This is a genomic window from Paenibacillus sp. IHB B 3084 (assembly GCF_001447315.1).
GTDB lineage: Bacteria > Bacillota > Bacilli > Paenibacillales > Paenibacillaceae > Paenibacillus.
In genome coordinates this window covers 786645-805492 of record NZ_CP013203.1, presented here as the reverse complement: position 1 = coordinate 805492, position 18848 = coordinate 786645, and the positions used below count along the sequence as shown (strand labels likewise).

Below are 18848 nucleotides of genomic sequence, written 5' to 3'. Positions count from 1 at the left end.
ATGAAAAAAACATTACTAACCTTGTCTGTGCTGGTACTTTCTACTTCACTGCTTGCCGGATGTGGCGGTTCAGGCAATAATTCTGCGGCATCCGAAGATTACAAGCTGGAAAATGTCACTCTGCCGCTTAAAGAGAAAGTTACCTTGCATTTTATGACTCAAAGCTCGCCGCTGGCACCTTCCGATCCAAATGAAAAGCTGATTTATAAAAGACTGGAAGAAAAAACAGGGGTGCATATCGATTTTACCAACTTCACCTCCGATTCCTTCATTGAAAAAAGAAACCTGGCTGTTGCCAGCGGAGATCTTCCAGATGCCATACTGGATGCCGGGTATTCCGATTACGATTTGTTGAACCTCGGAAAGGATGGAACCATTGTCCCTTTAGAGGATTTGATTCAAAAATATATGCCGAATCTGCAGAAGGTATTGAAGGAAGCACCTGAGTACAGATCCATGATAACCGCACAGGACGGGCACATTTATGCCTTTCCTTGGATTGAAGAGCTGGGTTCTGAGAAGGAGAGCATTCATTCTGTAAACGACATGCCATGGATCAATGTGGAGTGGCTGAAAAAGCTGGGACTTAAAATGCCAAAAACCACCGAGGATTTAAAAAATGTCCTGCTCGCATTTAAAAATGGCGACCCTAACGGAAATGGCCAAGCGGATGAAATCCCGCTATCCTTTATACTCAATAACGGCAATGAGGACCTGAATTTTCTGTTCGGATCATTCGGTCTTGGAGACAATGGCGATCATACTGTAGTGACCAATGAGGGGAAAGTGGTCTTCACTGCAGATCAGGACGGTTATAAAGACGGGATTAAATACCTTAATGAGCTATATAAATTGAACCTGATCGACGAGGAGTCTTTCGAGCAGGATTATAACACGTATCTCGCCAAAGGCCAGAATGAAAAGTATGGTCTCTACTTCCAATGGGATAAGGCGAATATTTCAGGAGACAACGATAAATATGATTTGATGAATCCGCTCGCGGGACCAAGCGGTAAAGTCAATGTGACCCGGACAAACAATCTCGGCTTTGACCGGGGGAGAATGGTGATTACCAGCGCCAACAAAAATCTCGAGCTTACGGCAAAATGGATTGACCAGCTATATGATCCTATCCAGTCCGTACAGGACAACTGGGGCACCTACGGCGACAAAACTCAGCAGAATATTTTTGAATACGATGAAGCGAATCATACGCTGAAGCATCTTCCGCTTAAGGGAACTGCCCCTGTCGAGCTGCGTCAAAAAACGAATATCGGTGGTCCATTAGCAATTCTTGATGAGTATTACGGAACCGTGACGACCAAGCCTGACGATGCAGTGGGACGGCTTACGCTCATAAAGGAAAGACTTGTTCCTTATATGAAGGCTGACCACAATTTCCCGAAAGTCTTCTTCTCGCTGGAGGATCAGAAGCAGCTCTCCACACTGGAAACCGACTTGTTTGCTTACGTCAACCGCAAACGGGCGGAATGGATCAAAACAGGCAAAGTGGAAGAAGAATGGGCGGATTATAAAGCTGAGCTTTCCAGACTGGGACTGGACAAATGGCTGGAAATCAAACAGAAAGGCTATGACAGATATCTTAAAGATCAAGGCTGAAACATACAAAAGGTGGTAGGGAGTGATTTATTTTAGGTACTCTCGGTCGACGAGCAAAATCAAACAATTCTGTTAAATACCTTATCAACAATCAAAGGGAGAGTGGATACCATTAAAGAGATGCACCTAACGGATGACAATAGCAGCAGAAAAGGATCAGGAATCAGTTATTATAAGGAGACATACAGGCCTCAATTTCATTATTCACCTGAAAAAAACTGGATGAACGATCCCAACGGCTTGGTATTCTATGAGGGAGAGTACCATCTGTTCTACCAGCATACACCCCATGATACGGAACCTGACTTTGGCCGCATGCATTGGGGGCATGCAGTGAGCAAGGATCTAGTACATTGGGACGAACTCCCGCCGGCAATTCCGCCCGGGGAGGACGGAGCGATCTTCTCGGGGAGTGCGGTGGTGGATAAGAACAATACAAGCGGATTTTTTGACGAGCAAGGATCAGGATTGGTTGCCATTTATACGAATGAGGGCAACAGGGCTCAGCCCGGCAAGCCGCAGGTGCAAAGCATTGCTTACAGCAGGGATAAAGGTCGAACCTGGACAAAATATGAAGGTAACCCGGTTTTATTCCCAATGGAAACGCTAGACTTTCGTGATCCGAAGGTGTTTTGGCATGATGAATCGTCGATGTGGATCATGGTTCTTGCCGTAAGAGAACGTGTAGAATTTTACACATCTCCAAACCTTAAAGAATGGTCTTTTGCAAGCGAATTCGGTTCCGACATTCCGCATATACATCGAGGGATATTTGAATGTCCTGATATATTTCGAATCCAAGTGGATGAGGATCATAATACCACGAAGTGGATTCTGATGCTAAGCGTGGGGGATAGAAATGGTGTGAATCCAGACGATCCGGAACCACCAGCAGGCGGTTCTGGCATGATGTATTTCATAGGCAACTTTGACGGTAAAGCATTTACTCTGGATGAAACGCTGGAATCTTTCGATGCTATTAAATGGGTAGACTACGGATCAGACTTTTACGCGGCCGTGACCTGGAATGGCATTTCAAACGAGGACGGACGAAAGATTTGGGTAGGCTGGATGAACAATTGGCGTTATGCTACCACGCTACCTTCAGAGGAATGGCGTGGCAAGATGTCAATTCCCCGTGAGCTACAGCTTAGGACTTATCCGGAGGGACTTCGCCTAATCCAAGCACCCATAAGGGAATTAAGTCAGCTCAGAAAACCGATTTTGTCTCTGGAAGACTTGACGATTAAGCCAGGTATGAACGTGTTATCTGATATTTCTGCTGCAAAGGCAGAAATTATTGCAGAATTTGAAATCAGTACTGCCGTGGAATTCGGGTTCAAAGTGCGGAAGTCTTCCAATCAGGAGACGATCATTGGATATAATATCTCGAATAGGGAGTTGTTCGTCGATCGGACGAAGTCGAGCGCCATTGATTTTCATTCCGATTTCACAGCAATACACAAGGCCCCTATGAAGCCAGAGCATGAGAGGATACAGTTGAACATTTACATGGATTGGTCAAGTGTTGAAGTCTTCAGCAATAATGGAAAAACAATTATTTCAGACATGATTTTCCCGGACTTGGAAAGCAGGGGGCTGGAACTCTATGCTATTGGCGGAGAACTAAGGGTCGTATCGCTTCAAATCAATGATCTAGTAAGCATTTGGGGAAATGATACTGTTTAAACGTTAGTTATCGTTATCATTCAAATTGAAATTATCTCAAGACAGAACTCGTTAAGCATTGGCTTGATTCGACGAAGTTCTGATACGGGTTACATCCGTATCAGAACTTCGTCCCCAAAACTAATTAAAGTAACATTTTTCTACCAAGACATGTAACACCCGGTCGGCTCACAACCGTATCGGGTGTTTTCGTATCATTGGAAAATTAGCGGAACTCAAAAGACGACCACGGAGCAATATTCATAGCCTGGAGGCATTCTTTCATGATACTTTTGTGCTGCTTCCGTAATTCCCATTCTTTCCCTTCCTATTGAAGCGTCAACGTTTGATGCCGTAATACTCCGACGCCCAGCAAATAAGGAGAAAACATTATGTTGATCTGGCTTGTTTGGCAGACCAAGATTTACAAGTGACCCGTCCATACTAAGGATGGATAGAAAGGCATCAACGTTGATATTTGCAGACACTGTGTTTAAAATAAGATCAAATTTACCAGCCAACTCAGTGAACGTGGTGGGATCACTGGTTACGTAATAGTGATTCGCGCCAAACGTAAGAGCTTCATCTTTTTTGTTCATACTATGGCTCAGGACAGTTACTTCAGCACCCATCGTATGGGCAAACTGAACAGCCAGATGGCCAAGCCTCCCCATTCCCCAAATAGCTACTTTCTTACCTGGTCCGGCGTTCCAGTTGAAGCGATTTGTATACTAATGAATAGAAATATAAAAATCGTTCATTATTTATTGCTCACTGGAATCGAACGCAGGTATCGGACAATCCTGCAATAGGTTAACCGAGTGGGAACAAGTTATCAATTCAGCCAAGAATGGACTACCAAAGTTAGAGACGTGAGCAGCGGATAATGTGCTGAATCAAATCAGCTTTGAATAATTGGGTATGCACCTAATGGAATACCACTAGAAAAGTTGTGTCGTTGAAAGTTCTTTACCTCGGTTGGTGACGGTAAAAGAACTTGCCAACGAGATCCGAAGGGGTAACCTATAAGAGGGCTTCCTTGCCCTGCTCCGATGCAGTTCGGCATATTTCTGCGTGTTTGTCCCATATATTTTCCACCTTAGGCTCAGATTTCGTTCAATCAAGAATGAGGATTGACACCTATATCGGGAACAAATATAATAGGGCTAATCAAAACATATGAACAGTTGATCATGTGTTTATATAATTTCAATTTGTTTAAGGAGAGGATAACGGTGTCCGTACACAATCACGGTCATGACCATGGACATAACCATAACCATGTACATACCAACAATAAAAAAGTACTCCTGATTTCATTCATCATTATTACGGCGTATATGATTATCGAAACGGTTGGAGGCGTGATTACTAACAGCTTGGCTCTGCTTTCCGATGCGGGTCACATGTTGTCCGATTCCATCGCTTTAGGGGTGGCTTTGCTTGCATTCACATTTGGCTCCAAAGCTGTAAACACAGGGAAAACATACGGCTACAGGAGATTTGAAATTTTAGCCGCAGCCCTTAACGGTGTTACGTTGATCGGCATTTCACTCTACATTTTTTATGAGGCGATTGAGCGGTTCATGAATCCTCCGGAAGTAGCCACCTTTGGCATGTTGATTATCAGTTCCATCGGATTGCTTATAAATCTGTTGGTTGCGTGGATTATGATGCGTGGAAGTGACACCAAGGAAAACCTGAATATGCGCAGTGCCTATTTGCACGTGCTCAGTGATATGCTGGGGTCAGTTGGCGCCATTGCCGCAGCTCTTATGATGATGTTCTTTGGCTGGGGTTGGGCAGATCCGCTTGCTAGTGTCATTGTCGCGGGACTTGTTTTACGCAGCGGTTACTTTGTCACAAAATCGTCCTTGCATGTATTGATGGAAGGGGCGCCCGAAAATGTTGATATGAACGAAATTGTCAATTCGATCCGAAGGGTAGATGGTGTTAAGGGAGTCCATGATGTACACATTTGGTCCATTACAAGCAGCATGAACGCTCTTACTGCTCATGTTGTCGTTAACGGAGAAAAATCGATCTATGAAACCGAAGTGATTCTAAAAAAAATCAAACACATGCTGGAACACAAAGAAATCTGGCACGTGACCTTACAAGTTAAGTCCGAACGGCATGCTCACGATAGCTCCATTTTATGTACCGTCAAAGCCGATGTCCCGGATGCGCATGCTCATCATCACCATTGATGGACACGGAATCGTCAACATCAACCGCTGTAGACGAAATGAATTTATTCCCCTATAAGCGGCCTCTCCACTCCATAGTGTGATGAGGCTGTTCTGCTTCTTATGGAAACGAAGTCAATCAAATCAAGATGACTTTTATAATGAGTTTTTAATAAAAGGTGTCTGGCCTACATTCAAGTTCGGAACTAATTCTTAACTACTGCAAGTATTACGGCAGGCCGGTAAACGAGCCGGAGCTGCTGTTTCGCTTGCTGTTTTTGCAGATCCTATACAATCTCGCGGATGACCGAATAATTCAGGAAGCCCAAGTGAATCTGGCTTACAAGTGGTCCATCGGGATTAATCGGAGGATCCGCTGACAGATCGAGTTTGGCCTTAGCGATACGTTCAAGAAATGGATCAAGCGTAGGCCGATCATTGAACACAAAAACGTGTTACCTCACCGAGTTCGTTGTAAACGCGAAACGGAGGTGAAGCTAATAGAGCAAAAGCAGCTTCATCCTCGGATGGAGGATGAAGCTGCTTTTTTCGTCTCATCGTATCCATTTTTCCAGTCTGAGCTTTCACAACTATATAAGCGAGGGTTTGCAGGACTCTCCTAATTCGGGGCTGTTTTTACGTTATGGATGGTAGATGAAATGGTTAACCGTTTTTGGGAATATTGCCCTCATTCAAATCTCTTTCTGCTATTTGGAAGCTACATCCATCGATACTCAGGAAAAGTTTGTCTTTAGCTTTAGGGGATATTTAGATAATTAACAAGCCTGTTTTTAGATTGTATTTGTTAAGCTGGGGTGAAAAAGTGTCCATCAGTTTTTTCATTTTGTTTATTAATTTTTGAGAAATATTAGATATGTAAATTGTGTATTTCGTTTGATATACGGGTATACTGATGACGAAAATGAAAAGAGAGGAGATTAAGATTAATTATAAAGATATATAATTTACATACCAGTGGGTGGTTTCATTTCAGTGTAATTGAAATATGGTTCTACATGAAATAAATAGACAGGCCAAAGCGAAAATATTCAAGAAAAGCAAAATCACAGATGAGTTCCCAGTTTGGGATTTGATTCTGTGATTTTTCTCTTATTTCACGAGCGGAAAAATGTTTGAATATGGAGGTTATTACAAAAAAATATAACGAAAATTACCGCTAGAAGCAGGCTAAATTGCTGCTCAAGAGCCTGTTTCTACAAGTAGTCACCATAGTTTAGACCTGCAGGAGAAGTTAACCTCGTATGCAAAAGATTAGATCGGATCTACAACAATACAGAAACAACGTCTCGCCAGTATTGCTAAGTAAAAAGGGACGAAGCGGGCTATCGTAAAGCTTAGCAATAAATCCAATTACTAACTCGGGTATCGTTTCTTTGTCCTCTGAGAAATGAATTCGAACCCATTTCTCAGAATCCAGGCGAAGATTAGGGGGTTTGATCACTTCATCTGGATCCGTAAAATTCCAGTCTGGGTATACAAGATGAACCAAAGCCAGCAGCTCCGTTTTCCTTGGCTGTGGAATAGGGCGGTTATTATCGTTTTTTTTCCATAAGGGCTTTATTTAATCTTGGCAGCAATATGGTGTGGATTACTTGAGTTTGAAGACACGTCCTAGTTAATTAAAATCTTAAATAAGTTGAATCTTTAGCCGTTGATCTAAATCAAAAGGTCTCCGGCTTTTTGGTTTAAGAACAAAATAGACTTAGTAGTTTAAACAGGAAAGTAATACAGGTGCTGAAAAATGAACTTAAGTTCTGTTCTGAGATATAAAGAATAGATATTAAAACGTTGACTTAATTCAATTTCAAAAGTATAATTCAATTAATCTATTGAATAATTGATAAATTAATTGAGGGGGATTCTATTTATGGGAGCAGTATCTTTAACAAAACAGAATTTTGAATCGAACATTAACAGCGGAGTGACACTAGTCGATTTTTGGGCACCGTGGTGTCCACCTTGTCAAGTGCAACTTCCAATCGTAAATGAGCTAGCTGATGATGTGGCTGGACAAGCAACAGTAGCCAAAGTCAACGTTGATGAAGAAATCGAATTGGCTCAACAATTTGGAGTTAGAAGTATTCCTACGCTACTCTTATTTAAAGATGGTAAATTGGCTGAGACAATGGTGGGGATCGAGCAAAAGCAAGCTCTTAGAGAAAAAATTCTAGGATTGCTTAATTAACAGAGTATTCAACAAATCCATTTTTGTAATAATCATTGAAATACATGTGAAGAGAACGACGGATTTGGATTTTTCTGAACCGTCGTTTTTTTCAATTTATTAAGTGGATTTTTGAGCTAGAACCAAAATGAACGGAAAGTAAATGTTGGATTGCTATTTTATACTTGGACATAATAGTGAGAAAGGAAGGCATACCCGAAAATTTAATGTATTGCAACAAAGAGGAGGTTCCAATGGAAAGTAGATGTCCTGAATCGGATATTAAAGAACGTTTATATCAGCAATTTGCTCGAATTGGGAAATGTTTATCCAGTGACAAAAGACTTGAGATCATGGATCTCTTATCAAACGGACCAAAATCTGTTGAAAGTTTGGCTACACAAACTGGTATGAGTGTTGCGAATGTATCCCGTCACTTACAAATTTTGCTGGAAGGGAAATTGGTTAGATTTCAAAAGAAAGGTACTTTCGTTATATATAATATTAGTGATTCATCTGTAACTCATTTTTTGTCCTCTTTATGGAATTTGTGTGAAGACAGACTCTCTGACATAAAACAGATTAAAGATGAGTTGAAAAGGCAATATATAGGTGTTCAAAGTATCACAAAAAACGACCTATTGGCAAAAATGAAGCAGGATAACATGGTTCTCATAGATCTCCGACCAGTTGAGGAGTATAAAACATCTCATATCCCAGGTGCTATATCTGTACCTTTAGAGCAGTTGGAAGAATACCTAAAAACATTAAATAAAGCTGATGTAGAACTTGCTGCATACTGTCGGGGCCCTTATTGTTCTCTTGCATCTCAAGCTGTTGATTATATTCAAAAACAGGGCTTCACAGCGTATCGAATAGAAGAAGGAGCCCGAGAGTGGAATGCTTACGATGGAGAATGAGGAACGAAATTTTAATAAAAGATGCAAGTGGAAAATATAGTACTTTTAACTTTTAAAGTTTGATTTAGAGAGTTGATAAAACTGAAATTTAATCATTAAATAATTTTGCTAATTTACTGGCTAATTCAACATTTTCGCTTCCTCCGCGGTGTAAGATGTTATCTTTAAAATCAAACCCAATCCAGGTGCCTGTTCATATTAAATGGCTTGACATTAAGAGATAGTTCCGATTTTGAAGAAGAGTATGTTCCGGAATCCATCAATATCTCCATAGGGCGATTGCCTTTTGTTTGGGGAAAAGATTTGTCTCCAAAAGATAGCGTAATTATATTGACCGATTAATATTTTAAAGGAAAAAAAGCGGTACGTATTTTACGAAAACAGGGATTTCATGATTTGTATTTATTAGTAGATCCAGTTTCTCAATTAATTGAATGGGTCAGAAAAGTAAATTAGAACAATATTGCATTGAATAATATTGGATCTGGAGCCATTCAGTTCCGAATAACATACAGTAAGGCGGGAGATTAATGATAAATGTCCAAGAAATAACTTCAGTGAATGAAATAGATACGTTTATCCAAAATAACCGATTAAGTATGCTATATGTATCTCAAGAGGATTGTAATGTATGTCATGCAATTTATCCCAAACTAAAAGAATTACTCAACACCTATCCAGAAATAAAACTTGCGCATATAGATGCTAGTCAGGTAGAGGCGGTTGCAGGCAAATTATTGATTTTTACAGTTCCCACGATCATCTTATTTTTTGATCAAAAGGAATATCTTCGTGAAGGACGGTTTGTTCAGTTTGAACAATTAGAAGCACGATTAGAACAGTTGTACAATGCGGTATAAATTCTAAAGTAATATCAACATGAAAATAAAACTATTTAATACGATGGAGAAAAGAATGAAGAATCCCGTGATTATTATTGGTGCTGGTTTAAGTGACCTGCGAGCTGCCAATTTACTTACAGAACAAGGAAATCTGATGCCCGTCAGCAAAAAAAGTGAGGACTATTATTTATAAAGATTGATCTGCGGATGTCGATACGGCTATATCCGAAGATCGTATTCCACTTCAAAATTTTCCACATTACGGACCTATACTGCATCTGGGAAATGGAAAAATAAAATTGCCTTTGCTGGAACAGAAGCAAGCAAGTACAGAATTTGGTGACATCTTAAAGGTGCACTTCAGTCAGCTGAACTTGTAGTACTGCGCCTAACGCTAAAGCCATTTCATCTCTGATAAACGGGTTGGGTCAAGACAGCGAACTAATCATTGTGGCGGGTTCTGGTGATCAATTAGAATTGTCAGCGATGGACTTTTTGAAAGGGCCTAACACTGTCAAAGGTACGTTTACAGGCGGAGCTAAAGAAATACAAGCAACGATTAATTTTAGTATCCTGACTGATACTCGCCCCATGATTGAGACATTCCCATTAGAACGTGCTAGCGAAGCATACGATAAAATGATGTCAGCATCGACTCGATTCCGTGCTGTCCTGAATATTTCTGAGTGAAGATATAATCCTATGGGTGGGTAGCTTACGACTCGCGCGTTAAATTATATGGTGAGTCTGGTTTAATCTTTTTAATCTCAATCCCACGACTAGAATTCAACCTGAATACGATGTTATGCAATGGTAACGTATGTGAGAAAGGGTTAATAAACAACCACTTGTTCAATTTGAACAAGTGGTTTTTTTAATGTACTGTAGGATTTACCATACGCCTGTATAAGATACTACGTTATGTCGATCTTCGCTCAACTAACTTGTATGTTAAAGTGTTTAGCCTGTTTTTGGTGTTATTCAACCTATTTTGCAAAATGAGAAATGCATTCTCAGCTTGCTGGTCGATAGGATAGTCAATCGTTGTCAAATCGAGCAAGTGAGCCACCTCCGTATTATCGAAGCCCATAATCCCCAAATCTCCCGGAATGGAAAATCCCAATCGACGCAGGGCTGTCATAAGACCAGCTGCCACTTCATCATTGGCACAAAAAATAGCATCAGGTCGGTCTTCCTGCGATACCCACCATTTAGCAAGCTTCTCCCCATCACGAACTAAAGTTTTATCTTCGAAATGAGGAAATGGATACGCCATGAGATTGTGTTTTTTAACGAATTCTGTATGGGCACGAATGCGTTCCTTTGTATTCAGTCCTTTGGACATCGGATATATGCTAAGTATTTTTCGGTAATCTTTGGAATGAAGATATTCAAGACCTGTCCAATAGGCATGAAATTGATCCATAAACACAGAAGGAAGATTCTCGTTTTGAAGACGTTGCCATATAACAATGGGACCATACCGGGCATAGGATTCAATGACATCCCATTCATTGGACCGTATCAAACACACGATAGCATCTAATTGCTTCCGTTTTAGCATTTCCAGGGCGATAAGCTCCTTTTCAGGTTCTCCATTCGTGATAAAAAGAGTGATGATAAATCCGTTTTTCTCAGCAAAAAGAGTGAATGCACGAACAAAATTAATAATAATGGGACTAAAGGAGACCGTCACTATTCCAATCTGACGAGTTTCACCCTTTTTTAGAGAGATCGCATTAGCATTGGGGACATAATCAAGCTCCTCGATAATTCCTAATACTTTTTGTCTGGTTAAATCACTTACGTAGCCGTGTTTATTAATTACTCGTGATACAGTTGCTGTGGATACTCCCGCTAAGCGAGCAATTTCTTGAATATTCGCCACTTCTAACCACCTCTTAAGAGAAATCATATTATGTTTCCTAGGTTTGTCTTAACTAAAAAGGACTTCAGAGCCTAATAATATTGGCTTGAAGTCTTTTAGTTAAGAATTGGAGAAATTAATTGTTCTTCGTCTGTTCTTAGAAGTCAGCTTAGTGTAACTGAAAATGTTCTTGCCACTCATTCAAGCCCTCTTCCATGCGAAAAGCCCTAAAGCCTTCAGATTGTAATTTCTGTGTTGCCAGAGCTGAGTAGACACACAGTGGGCCTCTGCAGTATGCAATGATTTCTGTGTTTTTCGGTATCTCTCTTATTAATGTATCTAACTCTTCCATCGGCATCGAAATTGCTCCCGCAATATGATCCATGTCATACTCTTCTTTAGGACGTAAATCCACCAAAATTATTGAATCATTATTAATCTTCTCCCTAACCTCATCCATCGTAAGCGTTTGAACGTCATCAAGATTATTTAGGAAATCATCTTTCATTCTACTAATGTCAGGAAGTTGTTTTTCACTGATTCGCCATAAAGAGGAAAGAAATTCGATGATTTCTGGATCAGCCAAAGAATAGATCACATATACTCCTTTCTTTGTGAATTTAACCAGTTTTGCATCGAGCAGAATTTGAAGGTGGCGGGATACATTCGCAATATTCATGTCTGTGCAGGTAGCTATTTTTTCTACGGTTCTAGAACCATTGGATAGCAAATTTAAGATCTCAAGGCGCTTATCACTGGATAAACATTTTCCGATTCTAGCCAATTGTTTATAGAGATCTTCCTTAAAAATTTTCGCAGAGTTCAGCATATCTTCCATTATTATCAACCTCTATTCTTGTCGTATTATAAAACGGGAATCCCCAATTTCAATTCATGCATAGCAGAAGCCTTAGAATACATCTTAAACTATAATCCATAACTAAAGAATCATAATGAGGAAATTAGATACTCAAAAATTGACTCTACTCACGAAATCGAGCTCTTGGTCATTCAATTGAATATTAAAATTTTAACATGAACATCCCGAGTGGAGTCAAGTCAAAAGGATATAACTTGATAAAATTTATAAGAATAGGCCCAGGTCAGGGCCTTCACAACATTGAGTCGAAGTAATGCACAGCCTACCCCAGAGACTGCTAAGTGACCAAACAAAGCGAAGATCATTCAGGAGAATTATCATGACGATTTGCGACTAGCCCATTTCTAGCTGAGAAGGGACAGTCTTTACATCACTTATAATGGGGTAGATAGGTTCCAATCGCGGCAGAATCACTTAGCAAATCTCTCTACGTGTAATGCGAGTATATAAAAAGAAAATCTTAAATTCTTGATTACATATCCAACATACAACGCATATGAAACATAAACTCTCACAAAAAAAGTTGACACTGCCGTTGCGCTCTGTCAGCTTTTTTCATTATGCAAAGATTAGTCAAACATCCGCCCCCAATATATTTCTACAATGTGTGTCTCATTTGTAGTCATTTTCTATCCGTGTATTGACGAACAGATTTCCCAATGCTATAATTCAATTAATCAATTGAATATTAAAAAACGCTGTTATAAGCAACTGTAAAAACAATCAAATTTGGAGGGATGAATATGTATAAATCTGTAATTGTCGGAACTGGTCCAGCAGGACTGACCGCAGCGATCTACCTGGCTCGTGCTAATATGTATCCACTCGTCATTGAAGGACTTGAACCAGGAGGACAGCTTACAACAACAACTGAAATTGAGAATTATCCTGGATTTCCAGAAGGCATCATGGGCCCCGAATTAATGGATAATATGCGTAAACAAGCGGAACGCTTCGGGGCTACATTTCTTAACGGTTGGGTAAAGACGGTAGATTTGGAAAAACGACCGTTTAAACTGGAAGTGGAGGGCAAAGGTGAAATCATCACTGAAACTCTGATCATTTCAACCGGTGCCAGTGCGAAATATTTAGGAATACCAGGCGAAACAGAAAATGTAGGCCGGGGAGTTAGTACTTGTGCCACTTGTGATGGGTTTTTCTTTCGAAATAAGGAACTCATTGTAGTGGGTGGAGGCGATACTGCATTGGAAGAAGCAAACTTTCTAACACGATTCGCTTCCAAAGTTACTGTGGTGCATCGTCGAGAAGAACTGAGAGCCTCAAAAATTATGCAAGATCGCGCTCGTTCAAACCCTAAAATTGAGTGGGCTTTAAGCAGGACCCCGCTTGAAGTTGTTGCGGAAGAGCGTGGAGTGACTGGATTGAAAGTCCGGAACCATATGTCAGGCGAAGAGGAAATCCTACATGCACATGGTGTATTTGTAGCCATCGGTCATCATCCGAATACGGACTTTTTAAATGGTCAAATTGAAACGGATAAGAACGGCTACATCGTTACAGTACCCGGCACATCAAAGACAAATATTTCAGGTGTGTTTGCTTGTGGAGATGTACAGGATACTCGCTATCGTCAAGCTATTACTGCGGCAGGGACTGGAGCCATGGCGGCCATGGATAGCGAAAAGTTTATCGATTCTTTGGAAAATAATTAAAACGTCGTTAACCGAATAGAACGTTTTGAATTTTCTCGGAATCTAAGGATTTTAGTGACAAGTACAAGTATTAAAAATATGGAAAGGAGCATATTAAAATGCCGGATCAAAAAGTGAATATGAATACGGTTTGGTTCAAAGACGCGAAAGGTTTTGGTCGCATGAAAGGCGACAATTTACAAACCCAAATTGCTATCCCTGTTCTTAAAGGGGGAAGTGGAGAAGGTGCTAATCCACAACAACTCCTGATGTCCTCTGCCATTGCTTGTTATGCTCTGACACTAGCGTACATGCTCGATCGCAAGAAAGTACCCGTTACCGGGTTCTTTATGGACACAGAAGGGAACATAGCTAGAGGGAACCAACTGAGCATTACACATCGTCCGCATGTTGTTTTATCCTCGAGTGCATCAAAGGAAGATATCACTGTGGTCGAAGCATTATTCCTGCAAGCAGAAGAAAAATGCCACATTGGTCAGCTGCTTGTCAAAGCAGGTGTGCCGGTAGGTACCGAAGGTAAGGTATCGATTGATGCTGGAGATGATCTGACAAGTAACTATATTGAACAACATCAAATAGAATGGTAAACCATCCATTAAAAAAAAGGAGACTTAAAATGAATAAAGTTACCTCTAAATCAGAATTTGATACAGCTATCCGTTCCCCCAAAATTACAGTTGCTGTTTTTAAAGCAGACTGGTGCCCAGACTGCAAATTTATTGATCCATTCATGCCTGAAGTTGAAGAAAAATTTGCGAATGATCTGGATCTCATCGAGGTGGATGTAGATCATGTAGGGACTGTAAGTGAAGAACAAAATATTATGGGTATTCCAAGCTTTGTTGCCTATGTCGACGGTAAAGAGGTTACTCGATATGTCAACAAGCTTCGTAAATCACGCGAAGAGATTGAACATTTTCTGCAAAGTGCTGTTGAGGTATATAACAAACGTTCATAAGGATTTTTGCGCTATTGCGTAGCTATATAGAAACTACTTACATTGGATGAACCAAAGAAAGGTAAGAAATAATGAATAAGAATGAACTATACGAAATCTTAATGAATCACCGATCTATCCGTAGTTACACGGATCAGCCAGTCAGCGAGCAAGAACTGACACTAATCATGAATTCTGTGCAAGCAGCTCCATCCTCTATTAATGGGCAGCAAGTGTCTGTCATAAGTATTGAGGATCGACAAACCAAGAAAAAATCGCTGAGCTGACTGGGAACCAGCCATGGGTAGCACAAGCTCCAGTGTTCCTATTATTTTGTGCTGATTTTTTTAGAGCGAAACTTGCGGCAGAATTGAACGAAGAACACTTGGTTATTACCGAAAGTATGGAGTCCATCTTAGTAAGAGCGACTGATGTTGGACTGGCAATGGGCAACGCAATTGCTGTAGCTGAATCATTAGAACTAGGTATTGTGCCGATTGGAGGAGTGAGAAACCAGCCGCTTGAATTAATTGAATTACTTGGTCTTCCTGAATATGTATTTCCTGTAAGTGGACTTGTTATTGGACATCCTGCTGATCTCTCTGCGAAGAAGCCACGTTTACCTCAAAATGCAATCTGGCATAAAGAACGGTACGACACCAACTTAGAAGCCCTCATTAAAGAATATGATCAAACGATCTCTAACTACATGGATAAACGTACAAATGGAAAAGAAACAAGAGGTTGGAGTCAAGAAGTATCCTCCTTTTATAACCACATTTATTATCCTGAAGTGAGAAGAATGTTGGAGCAGCAAGGATTCGATTTCAAGTAATTTTATTGATGGAAGAGTGTTTTCCCAAATTACATGAAAATCAATGTCTTAGGTTAAACAAGCCCTAAGCCGAAGATCGAACCGATTTGGATATCTGCTTTAATGGAGGAAAGCTGTCCTATTTAACAGGCTTCTGTGGTGGTGCTAACTTGGTTCTCAGTTCATTTTATAAACGTTAGAACGAGAGTCTTTTTATATGCACTGTTAGGGATTAGATAAGTTGATTTAATTGTTGCTAATATACGAACGTCTATGTTATAAAATGACAATAATAAAACTTGGAGGTTTTTTTGTGAATAATTTTCAATCTGTTGAAGCTCTTTTTAAACCATTCGAAATGGGAAATCTCAAACTATCTAATCGTATTATAATGGCACCTATGACTCGAAATTTTTCTCCAAATGGAGTGCCAGGGGAGGATGTCGCTGCGTATTATCGTCGTAGAGCCGAAAATGGTGTTGGACTTATTCTGACAGAGGGTACATTTATCAACCATCCTGATGTTGCATCCGAGGTGCCAGCATGGCAGGAGGACGTACCACACTTATACGGAGAAGAGGCGCTAAACGGTTGGTCAAAAGTAGTTAATGGTGTCCACGAAGTCAGTGGCAAAATTTTCTCGCAAATATGGCACATGGGTGCACGTGGTAACGTCAATGATTACTCTAAACAAGAAATTTCGGAATTAGTTGAAGCCTTCGAGCAGGCAGCAGTAAATGCTAAAAAAGTTGGGTTTGATGGTATCGAGATTATGGCGGCACATGGATTTTTAATTGATCAATTCTTTTGGGAAAAAACAAACTCGCGTAACGACGAATACGGTGGCGATATGGTCAATCGTACGCGCTTTGCTAGTGAGGTTATCGCAGCTTGCCGACGTGCTGTTGGACCAGAATTTCCAATTGTGTTGCGAATCTCACAGTGGAAATATGATGCGTATACAGCAAAATTAGTAGAAACTCCAGAACAATTAAAACACTTCTTAACGCCATTAGTTGATGCAGGCGTTGATATCTTTCATGCCTCTATTCGTCGCTTTTGGGAACCTGCATTTGAAGGATCTGAACTGAATCTCTCAGGATGGATGAAAAAACTGACAGGAAAACCAACAATTACAGTTGGATCTGTCGGTCTTGAGGGCGCTGATTTTGTGGATTTCTTTGCTACCGGGGAAGAGGCTAATGGCAAAGCCAACAAGATGGGTGATTTAATCGAGAGATTAGAACGTGAAGAATTCGATTTGATCGCAGTCGGGCGCGCATTATTGGCTGACCCTGACTGGGTAAACAAAATCCGCGATGGACGAACAGAAGAATTACTTCCGTTTACGCGTGAGGCACTGAACACATTATATTAAACGGAGTTTGAAAAATAACGAAGAACCTATATCGATTTGAAATGCACCCACTAGAATACATTAGAAAAACCCTGGGTTTAACCAATGTATTCTAAGGGTGCATTTTTTTATGGCTATTCGCCTGCATGTTTTGGAAGGCTGGATTTATATAAAAGATTCATTAAATATCTGGTTATTCATGGCTTCCAAGTGCCCCACTCTTCGCATAAAAAGTACTTGACTTAAATGCCTACACATTCTATAATTCAATTAATCAATTGAATAATGTATTCTTGTTTTCGACTAAAAGGAGGCATTTAATGAGAGAAACTTGTTGATTCAATCGTAGGATCTATGAAAAAGCGTAAGTAAGGAAAAAATTATGAGCGTGATGAATTAAAGCTCAGAGTACACTAAAATATCTAATGAATAGAGGGATTTTCTATGAGTCATCAAGACAGTTTATTTAAAAAATCGAATTTTAAACGTATTGGAGAATTTAACTCGGTTTCTCCAGAGATATTCAAGGCGTTTGTAGCCTTTGAAAAGCTAGCATTGGCTGAAGGTAAACTTACGGCAAAATACAAGGAAATAATTGCAATTGCTATAGCCCACACCACGGGATGCCCTTATTGTATTGAGGTTCATGTAAAACAAGCTAAGAAACATGGTGTTTCAAAAGAGGAAATGGCAGAAGCTATAATGGTTGCCACCGCGCTCAAAGCCGGTTCGGCGATGGCTCATGGCGTTAATGCTTTAAATGCGTATGATGGTAACGATGACGACGAGTTATACCGTGCATCTTATATTAATAGACTGCGGGAGTTTACCCAATTAAGTGATTCGTTTAAATCCTTTGCTTCTTTTGATCAGCAAGCGTTGAAAGCCGGCATGCTCAGTACCAAGGAAAAAGAATTGATTGCGGTTGCGGTTGCCCATACCACTGGGTGTCCATATTGCATTGATATTCATACGAAAGCAGCCAAAAAAGCCGGAGCAACCAAAGAAGAACTGGCTGAGTCGATTATGGTAGCTACTGCTTTAAAAGCTGGTTCCGCTCTTGCTCATGGAGTAAATGCACTGGTTGCATTTGACGAATAACTAAAACTGAGAAGGGGTAGAAACATGAAAATTGAAATCTGGTCTGACATTGCATGTCCATTCTGCTATATTGGTAAACAAAATCTGGAGCAAGCCTTAGATGGATTACCGTATAAAGATGAAATAAGTATTGAATACAGAAGCTTTGAGCTTGATCCGGGAGCTTCTTCGTATGATGGAACAAGTTTTATAGAAAAATTAACCCCTAAGTTTGGCGGAAGAGAACAAGCGAAAGAATTTCTTAGCCACTTAACTCAACAAGCCAAGAACGTGGGATTATCCTTTCAATTAGATAGTCTTAAACCCACCAATACACTGGATGCTCATCGTTTATTAAAATGGGCAAAAACGAATGGCAAAGAAACAACGTTGAATGAAAAATTACTTATTGCACATTTCACTGAATCAAGGGATGTAGGAGATTATGATACACTGGCCGATATTGCAGAAGCGGTTGGATTAAACAGAAAAGAAGCCCTCGAAGTATTGAAAAATAAGGATCTCTATAAAGATCAAGTACGAAAAGATCAAGATGAAGCTCGTCGAGTTGGGATTAGCGGGGTACCGTTCTTTATATTCAACCAAAAATATGCAGTTTCAGGGGCACAGCCAACAGAATCTTTTTCTCAAGTGTTGGAGAAAGTCTGGGAAGAAGAGCATCCGGCAGCTAAGTTTGAAATTCTTTCTGATGAAACCTCTAGTGAAGGACTATGTACTGATGAAGGGTGTGCGATCCCGCCTAAAAAGTCATAAAGGACAAGCGAGGATTGAATTAAGATTGGTCTATGAAAAATA

General features: G+C 40.3%; 15 protein-coding genes and 3 pseudogenes. 14 read left to right on the top strand and 4 right to left on the bottom strand.

The genetic code is table 11. The features are described 5' to 3' along the window. Together ASL14_RS03760 and ASL14_RS03755 are read left to right on the top strand one after the other, a co-directional pair. Positions 1 to 1620 carry an ABC transporter substrate-binding protein gene (locus ASL14_RS03760; protein ID WP_134910507.1) on the top strand — a complete coding sequence of 540 codons (1620 nt, stop codon included), beginning with the start codon at positions 1 to 3 and terminating at the stop codon, positions 1618 to 1620. 120 nt (positions 1621 to 1740) lie between these two features. After that, on the top strand, positions 1741 to 3309 hold the full coding sequence (locus tag ASL14_RS03755) for a glycoside hydrolase family 32 protein (protein WP_223264316.1): 1569 nt from the start codon (positions 1741 to 1743) through the stop codon (positions 3307 to 3309). 320 nt (positions 3310 to 3629) lie between these two features. Here ASL14_RS03755 and ASL14_RS03750 read toward each other — a convergent pair. Next, positions 3630 to 4004 (bottom strand): annotated as a pseudogene (locus ASL14_RS03750) (zinc-binding dehydrogenase); the annotation flags it as partial. Positions 4005 to 4481: 477 nt separating this feature from the next. Here ASL14_RS03750 and ASL14_RS03745 point away from each other — a divergent pair. Continuing rightward, entirely contained in the window at positions 4482 to 5498 is a 1017-nt protein-coding gene (locus tag ASL14_RS03745) for a cation diffusion facilitator family transporter (RefSeq protein ID WP_134910504.1), read from the top strand. 194 nt (positions 5499 to 5692) lie between these two features. Next, positions 5693 to 5842 (top strand): annotated as a pseudogene (locus ASL14_RS03740) (transposase); the annotation flags it as partial. Between the two features lie 887 nt (positions 5843 to 6729). Here ASL14_RS03740 and ASL14_RS29455 read toward each other — a convergent pair. Continuing rightward, entirely contained in the window at positions 6730 to 6987 is a 258-nt protein-coding gene (locus ASL14_RS29455) for a hypothetical protein (RefSeq protein ID WP_442953218.1), read from the bottom strand. A gap of 378 nt (positions 6988 to 7365) precedes the next feature. Between ASL14_RS29455 and trxA the strand changes: the two genes are divergently transcribed. From trxA to ASL14_RS03725, 3 genes are all read left to right on the top strand, one after another. Beyond that, a complete protein-coding gene (gene trxA / locus ASL14_RS03735) occupies positions 7366 to 7683 on the top strand; it encodes a thioredoxin (RefSeq protein WP_134910503.1) in 318 nt (105 codons plus the stop codon). A gap of 233 nt (positions 7684 to 7916) precedes the next feature. After that, positions 7917 to 8582, top strand: coding sequence for an ArsR/SmtB family transcription factor (locus ASL14_RS03730; protein WP_134910502.1), 666 nt, complete (start codon positions 7917 to 7919; stop codon positions 8580 to 8582). 530 nt (positions 8583 to 9112) lie between these two features. Further along, positions 9113 to 9442 carry a thioredoxin family protein gene (locus tag ASL14_RS03725; protein ID WP_134910501.1) on the top strand — a complete coding sequence of 110 codons (330 nt, stop codon included), beginning with the start codon at positions 9113 to 9115 and terminating at the stop codon, positions 9440 to 9442. Positions 9443 to 10343: 901 nt separating this feature from the next. Here ASL14_RS03725 and ASL14_RS03715 read toward each other — a convergent pair. Continuing rightward, positions 10344 to 11312 carry a LacI family DNA-binding transcriptional regulator gene (locus tag ASL14_RS03715; RefSeq protein ID WP_134910500.1) on the bottom strand — a complete coding sequence of 323 codons (969 nt, stop codon included), beginning with the start codon at positions 11310 to 11312 and terminating at the stop codon, positions 10344 to 10346. 148 nt (positions 11313 to 11460) lie between these two features. Next, on the bottom strand, positions 11461 to 12129 hold the full coding sequence (locus ASL14_RS03710; protein WP_134910499.1) for an ArsR/SmtB family transcription factor: 669 nt from the start codon (positions 12127 to 12129) through the stop codon (positions 11461 to 11463). A 785-nt stretch (positions 12130 to 12914) separates the two neighbouring features. Between ASL14_RS03710 and trxB the strand changes: the two genes are divergently transcribed. The 7 genes and pseudogenes from trxB to ASL14_RS03675 all read left to right on the top strand — a co-directional run bounded on the left by trxB (position 12915) and on the right by ASL14_RS03675 (position 18806). Further along, on the top strand, positions 12915 to 13844 hold the full coding sequence (gene trxB / locus ASL14_RS03705; protein WP_134910498.1) for a thioredoxin-disulfide reductase: 930 nt from the start codon (positions 12915 to 12917) through the stop codon (positions 13842 to 13844). Positions 13845 to 13942: 98 nt separating this feature from the next. Then, positions 13943 to 14431 (top strand): OsmC family protein, encoded by a 489-nt coding sequence (locus ASL14_RS03700; RefSeq protein WP_134910497.1) that lies wholly within the window; start codon positions 13943 to 13945, stop codon positions 14429 to 14431. 29 nt (positions 14432 to 14460) lie between these two features. Continuing rightward, complete coding sequence (locus tag ASL14_RS03695; RefSeq protein ID WP_134910496.1) at positions 14461 to 14802, top strand: thioredoxin family protein; 342 nt, start codon at positions 14461 to 14463, stop codon at positions 14800 to 14802. A 71-nt stretch (positions 14803 to 14873) separates the two neighbouring features. Beyond that, positions 14874 to 15616, top strand: a pseudogene (locus ASL14_RS03690) (NADPH-dependent oxidoreductase). A gap of 292 nt (positions 15617 to 15908) precedes the next feature. Beyond that, positions 15909 to 16973, top strand: coding sequence for an NADH:flavin oxidoreductase (locus ASL14_RS03685; protein ID WP_189338223.1), 1065 nt, complete (start codon positions 15909 to 15911; stop codon positions 16971 to 16973). Between the two features lie 423 nt (positions 16974 to 17396). After that, entirely contained in the window at positions 17397 to 18053 is a 657-nt protein-coding gene (locus ASL14_RS03680) for a carboxymuconolactone decarboxylase family protein (RefSeq protein ID WP_134910494.1), read from the top strand. 24 nt (positions 18054 to 18077) lie between these two features. Further along, the gene (locus ASL14_RS03675; RefSeq protein WP_134910493.1) at positions 18078 to 18806 is read left to right on the top strand and encodes a DsbA family oxidoreductase; all 729 of its coding nucleotides are present in this window, start codon (positions 18078 to 18080) and stop codon (positions 18804 to 18806) included. The last annotated feature ends 42 nt before the right edge of the window (positions 18807 to 18848 follow it).

Bases quoted from the DNA above. Each gene is read 5' to 3' on its own strand.
- ASL14_RS03760 (WP_134910507.1), top strand. From the start codon at position 1: ATGAAAAAAACATTACTAACCTTGTCTGTGCTGGTACTTTCTACTTCA.
- ASL14_RS03755 (WP_223264316.1), top strand. From the start codon at position 1,741: ATGCACCTAACGGATGACAATAGCAGCAGAAAAGGATCAGGAATCAGT.
- ASL14_RS03745 (WP_134910504.1), top strand. From the start codon at position 4,482: ATGTGTTTATATAATTTCAATTTGTTTAAGGAGAGGATAACGGTGTCC.
- trxA (WP_134910503.1), top strand. From the start codon at position 7,366: ATGGGAGCAGTATCTTTAACAAAACAGAATTTTGAATCGAACATTAAC.
- ASL14_RS03730 (WP_134910502.1), top strand. From the start codon at position 7,917: ATGGAAAGTAGATGTCCTGAATCGGATATTAAAGAACGTTTATATCAG.
- ASL14_RS03725 (WP_134910501.1), top strand. From the start codon at position 9,113: ATGATAAATGTCCAAGAAATAACTTCAGTGAATGAAATAGATACGTTT.
- ASL14_RS03710 (WP_134910499.1), bottom strand. From the start codon at position 12,129: ATGGAAGATATGCTGAACTCTGCGAAAATTTTTAAGGAAGATCTCTAT.
- trxB (WP_134910498.1), top strand. From the start codon at position 12,915: ATGTATAAATCTGTAATTGTCGGAACTGGTCCAGCAGGACTGACCGCA.
- ASL14_RS03700 (WP_134910497.1), top strand. From the start codon at position 13,943: ATGCCGGATCAAAAAGTGAATATGAATACGGTTTGGTTCAAAGACGCG.
- ASL14_RS03695 (WP_134910496.1), top strand. From the start codon at position 14,461: ATGAATAAAGTTACCTCTAAATCAGAATTTGATACAGCTATCCGTTCC.
- ASL14_RS03680 (WP_134910494.1), top strand. From the start codon at position 17,397: ATGAGTCATCAAGACAGTTTATTTAAAAAATCGAATTTTAAACGTATT.
- ASL14_RS03675 (WP_134910493.1), top strand. From the start codon at position 18,078: ATGAAAATTGAAATCTGGTCTGACATTGCATGTCCATTCTGCTATATT.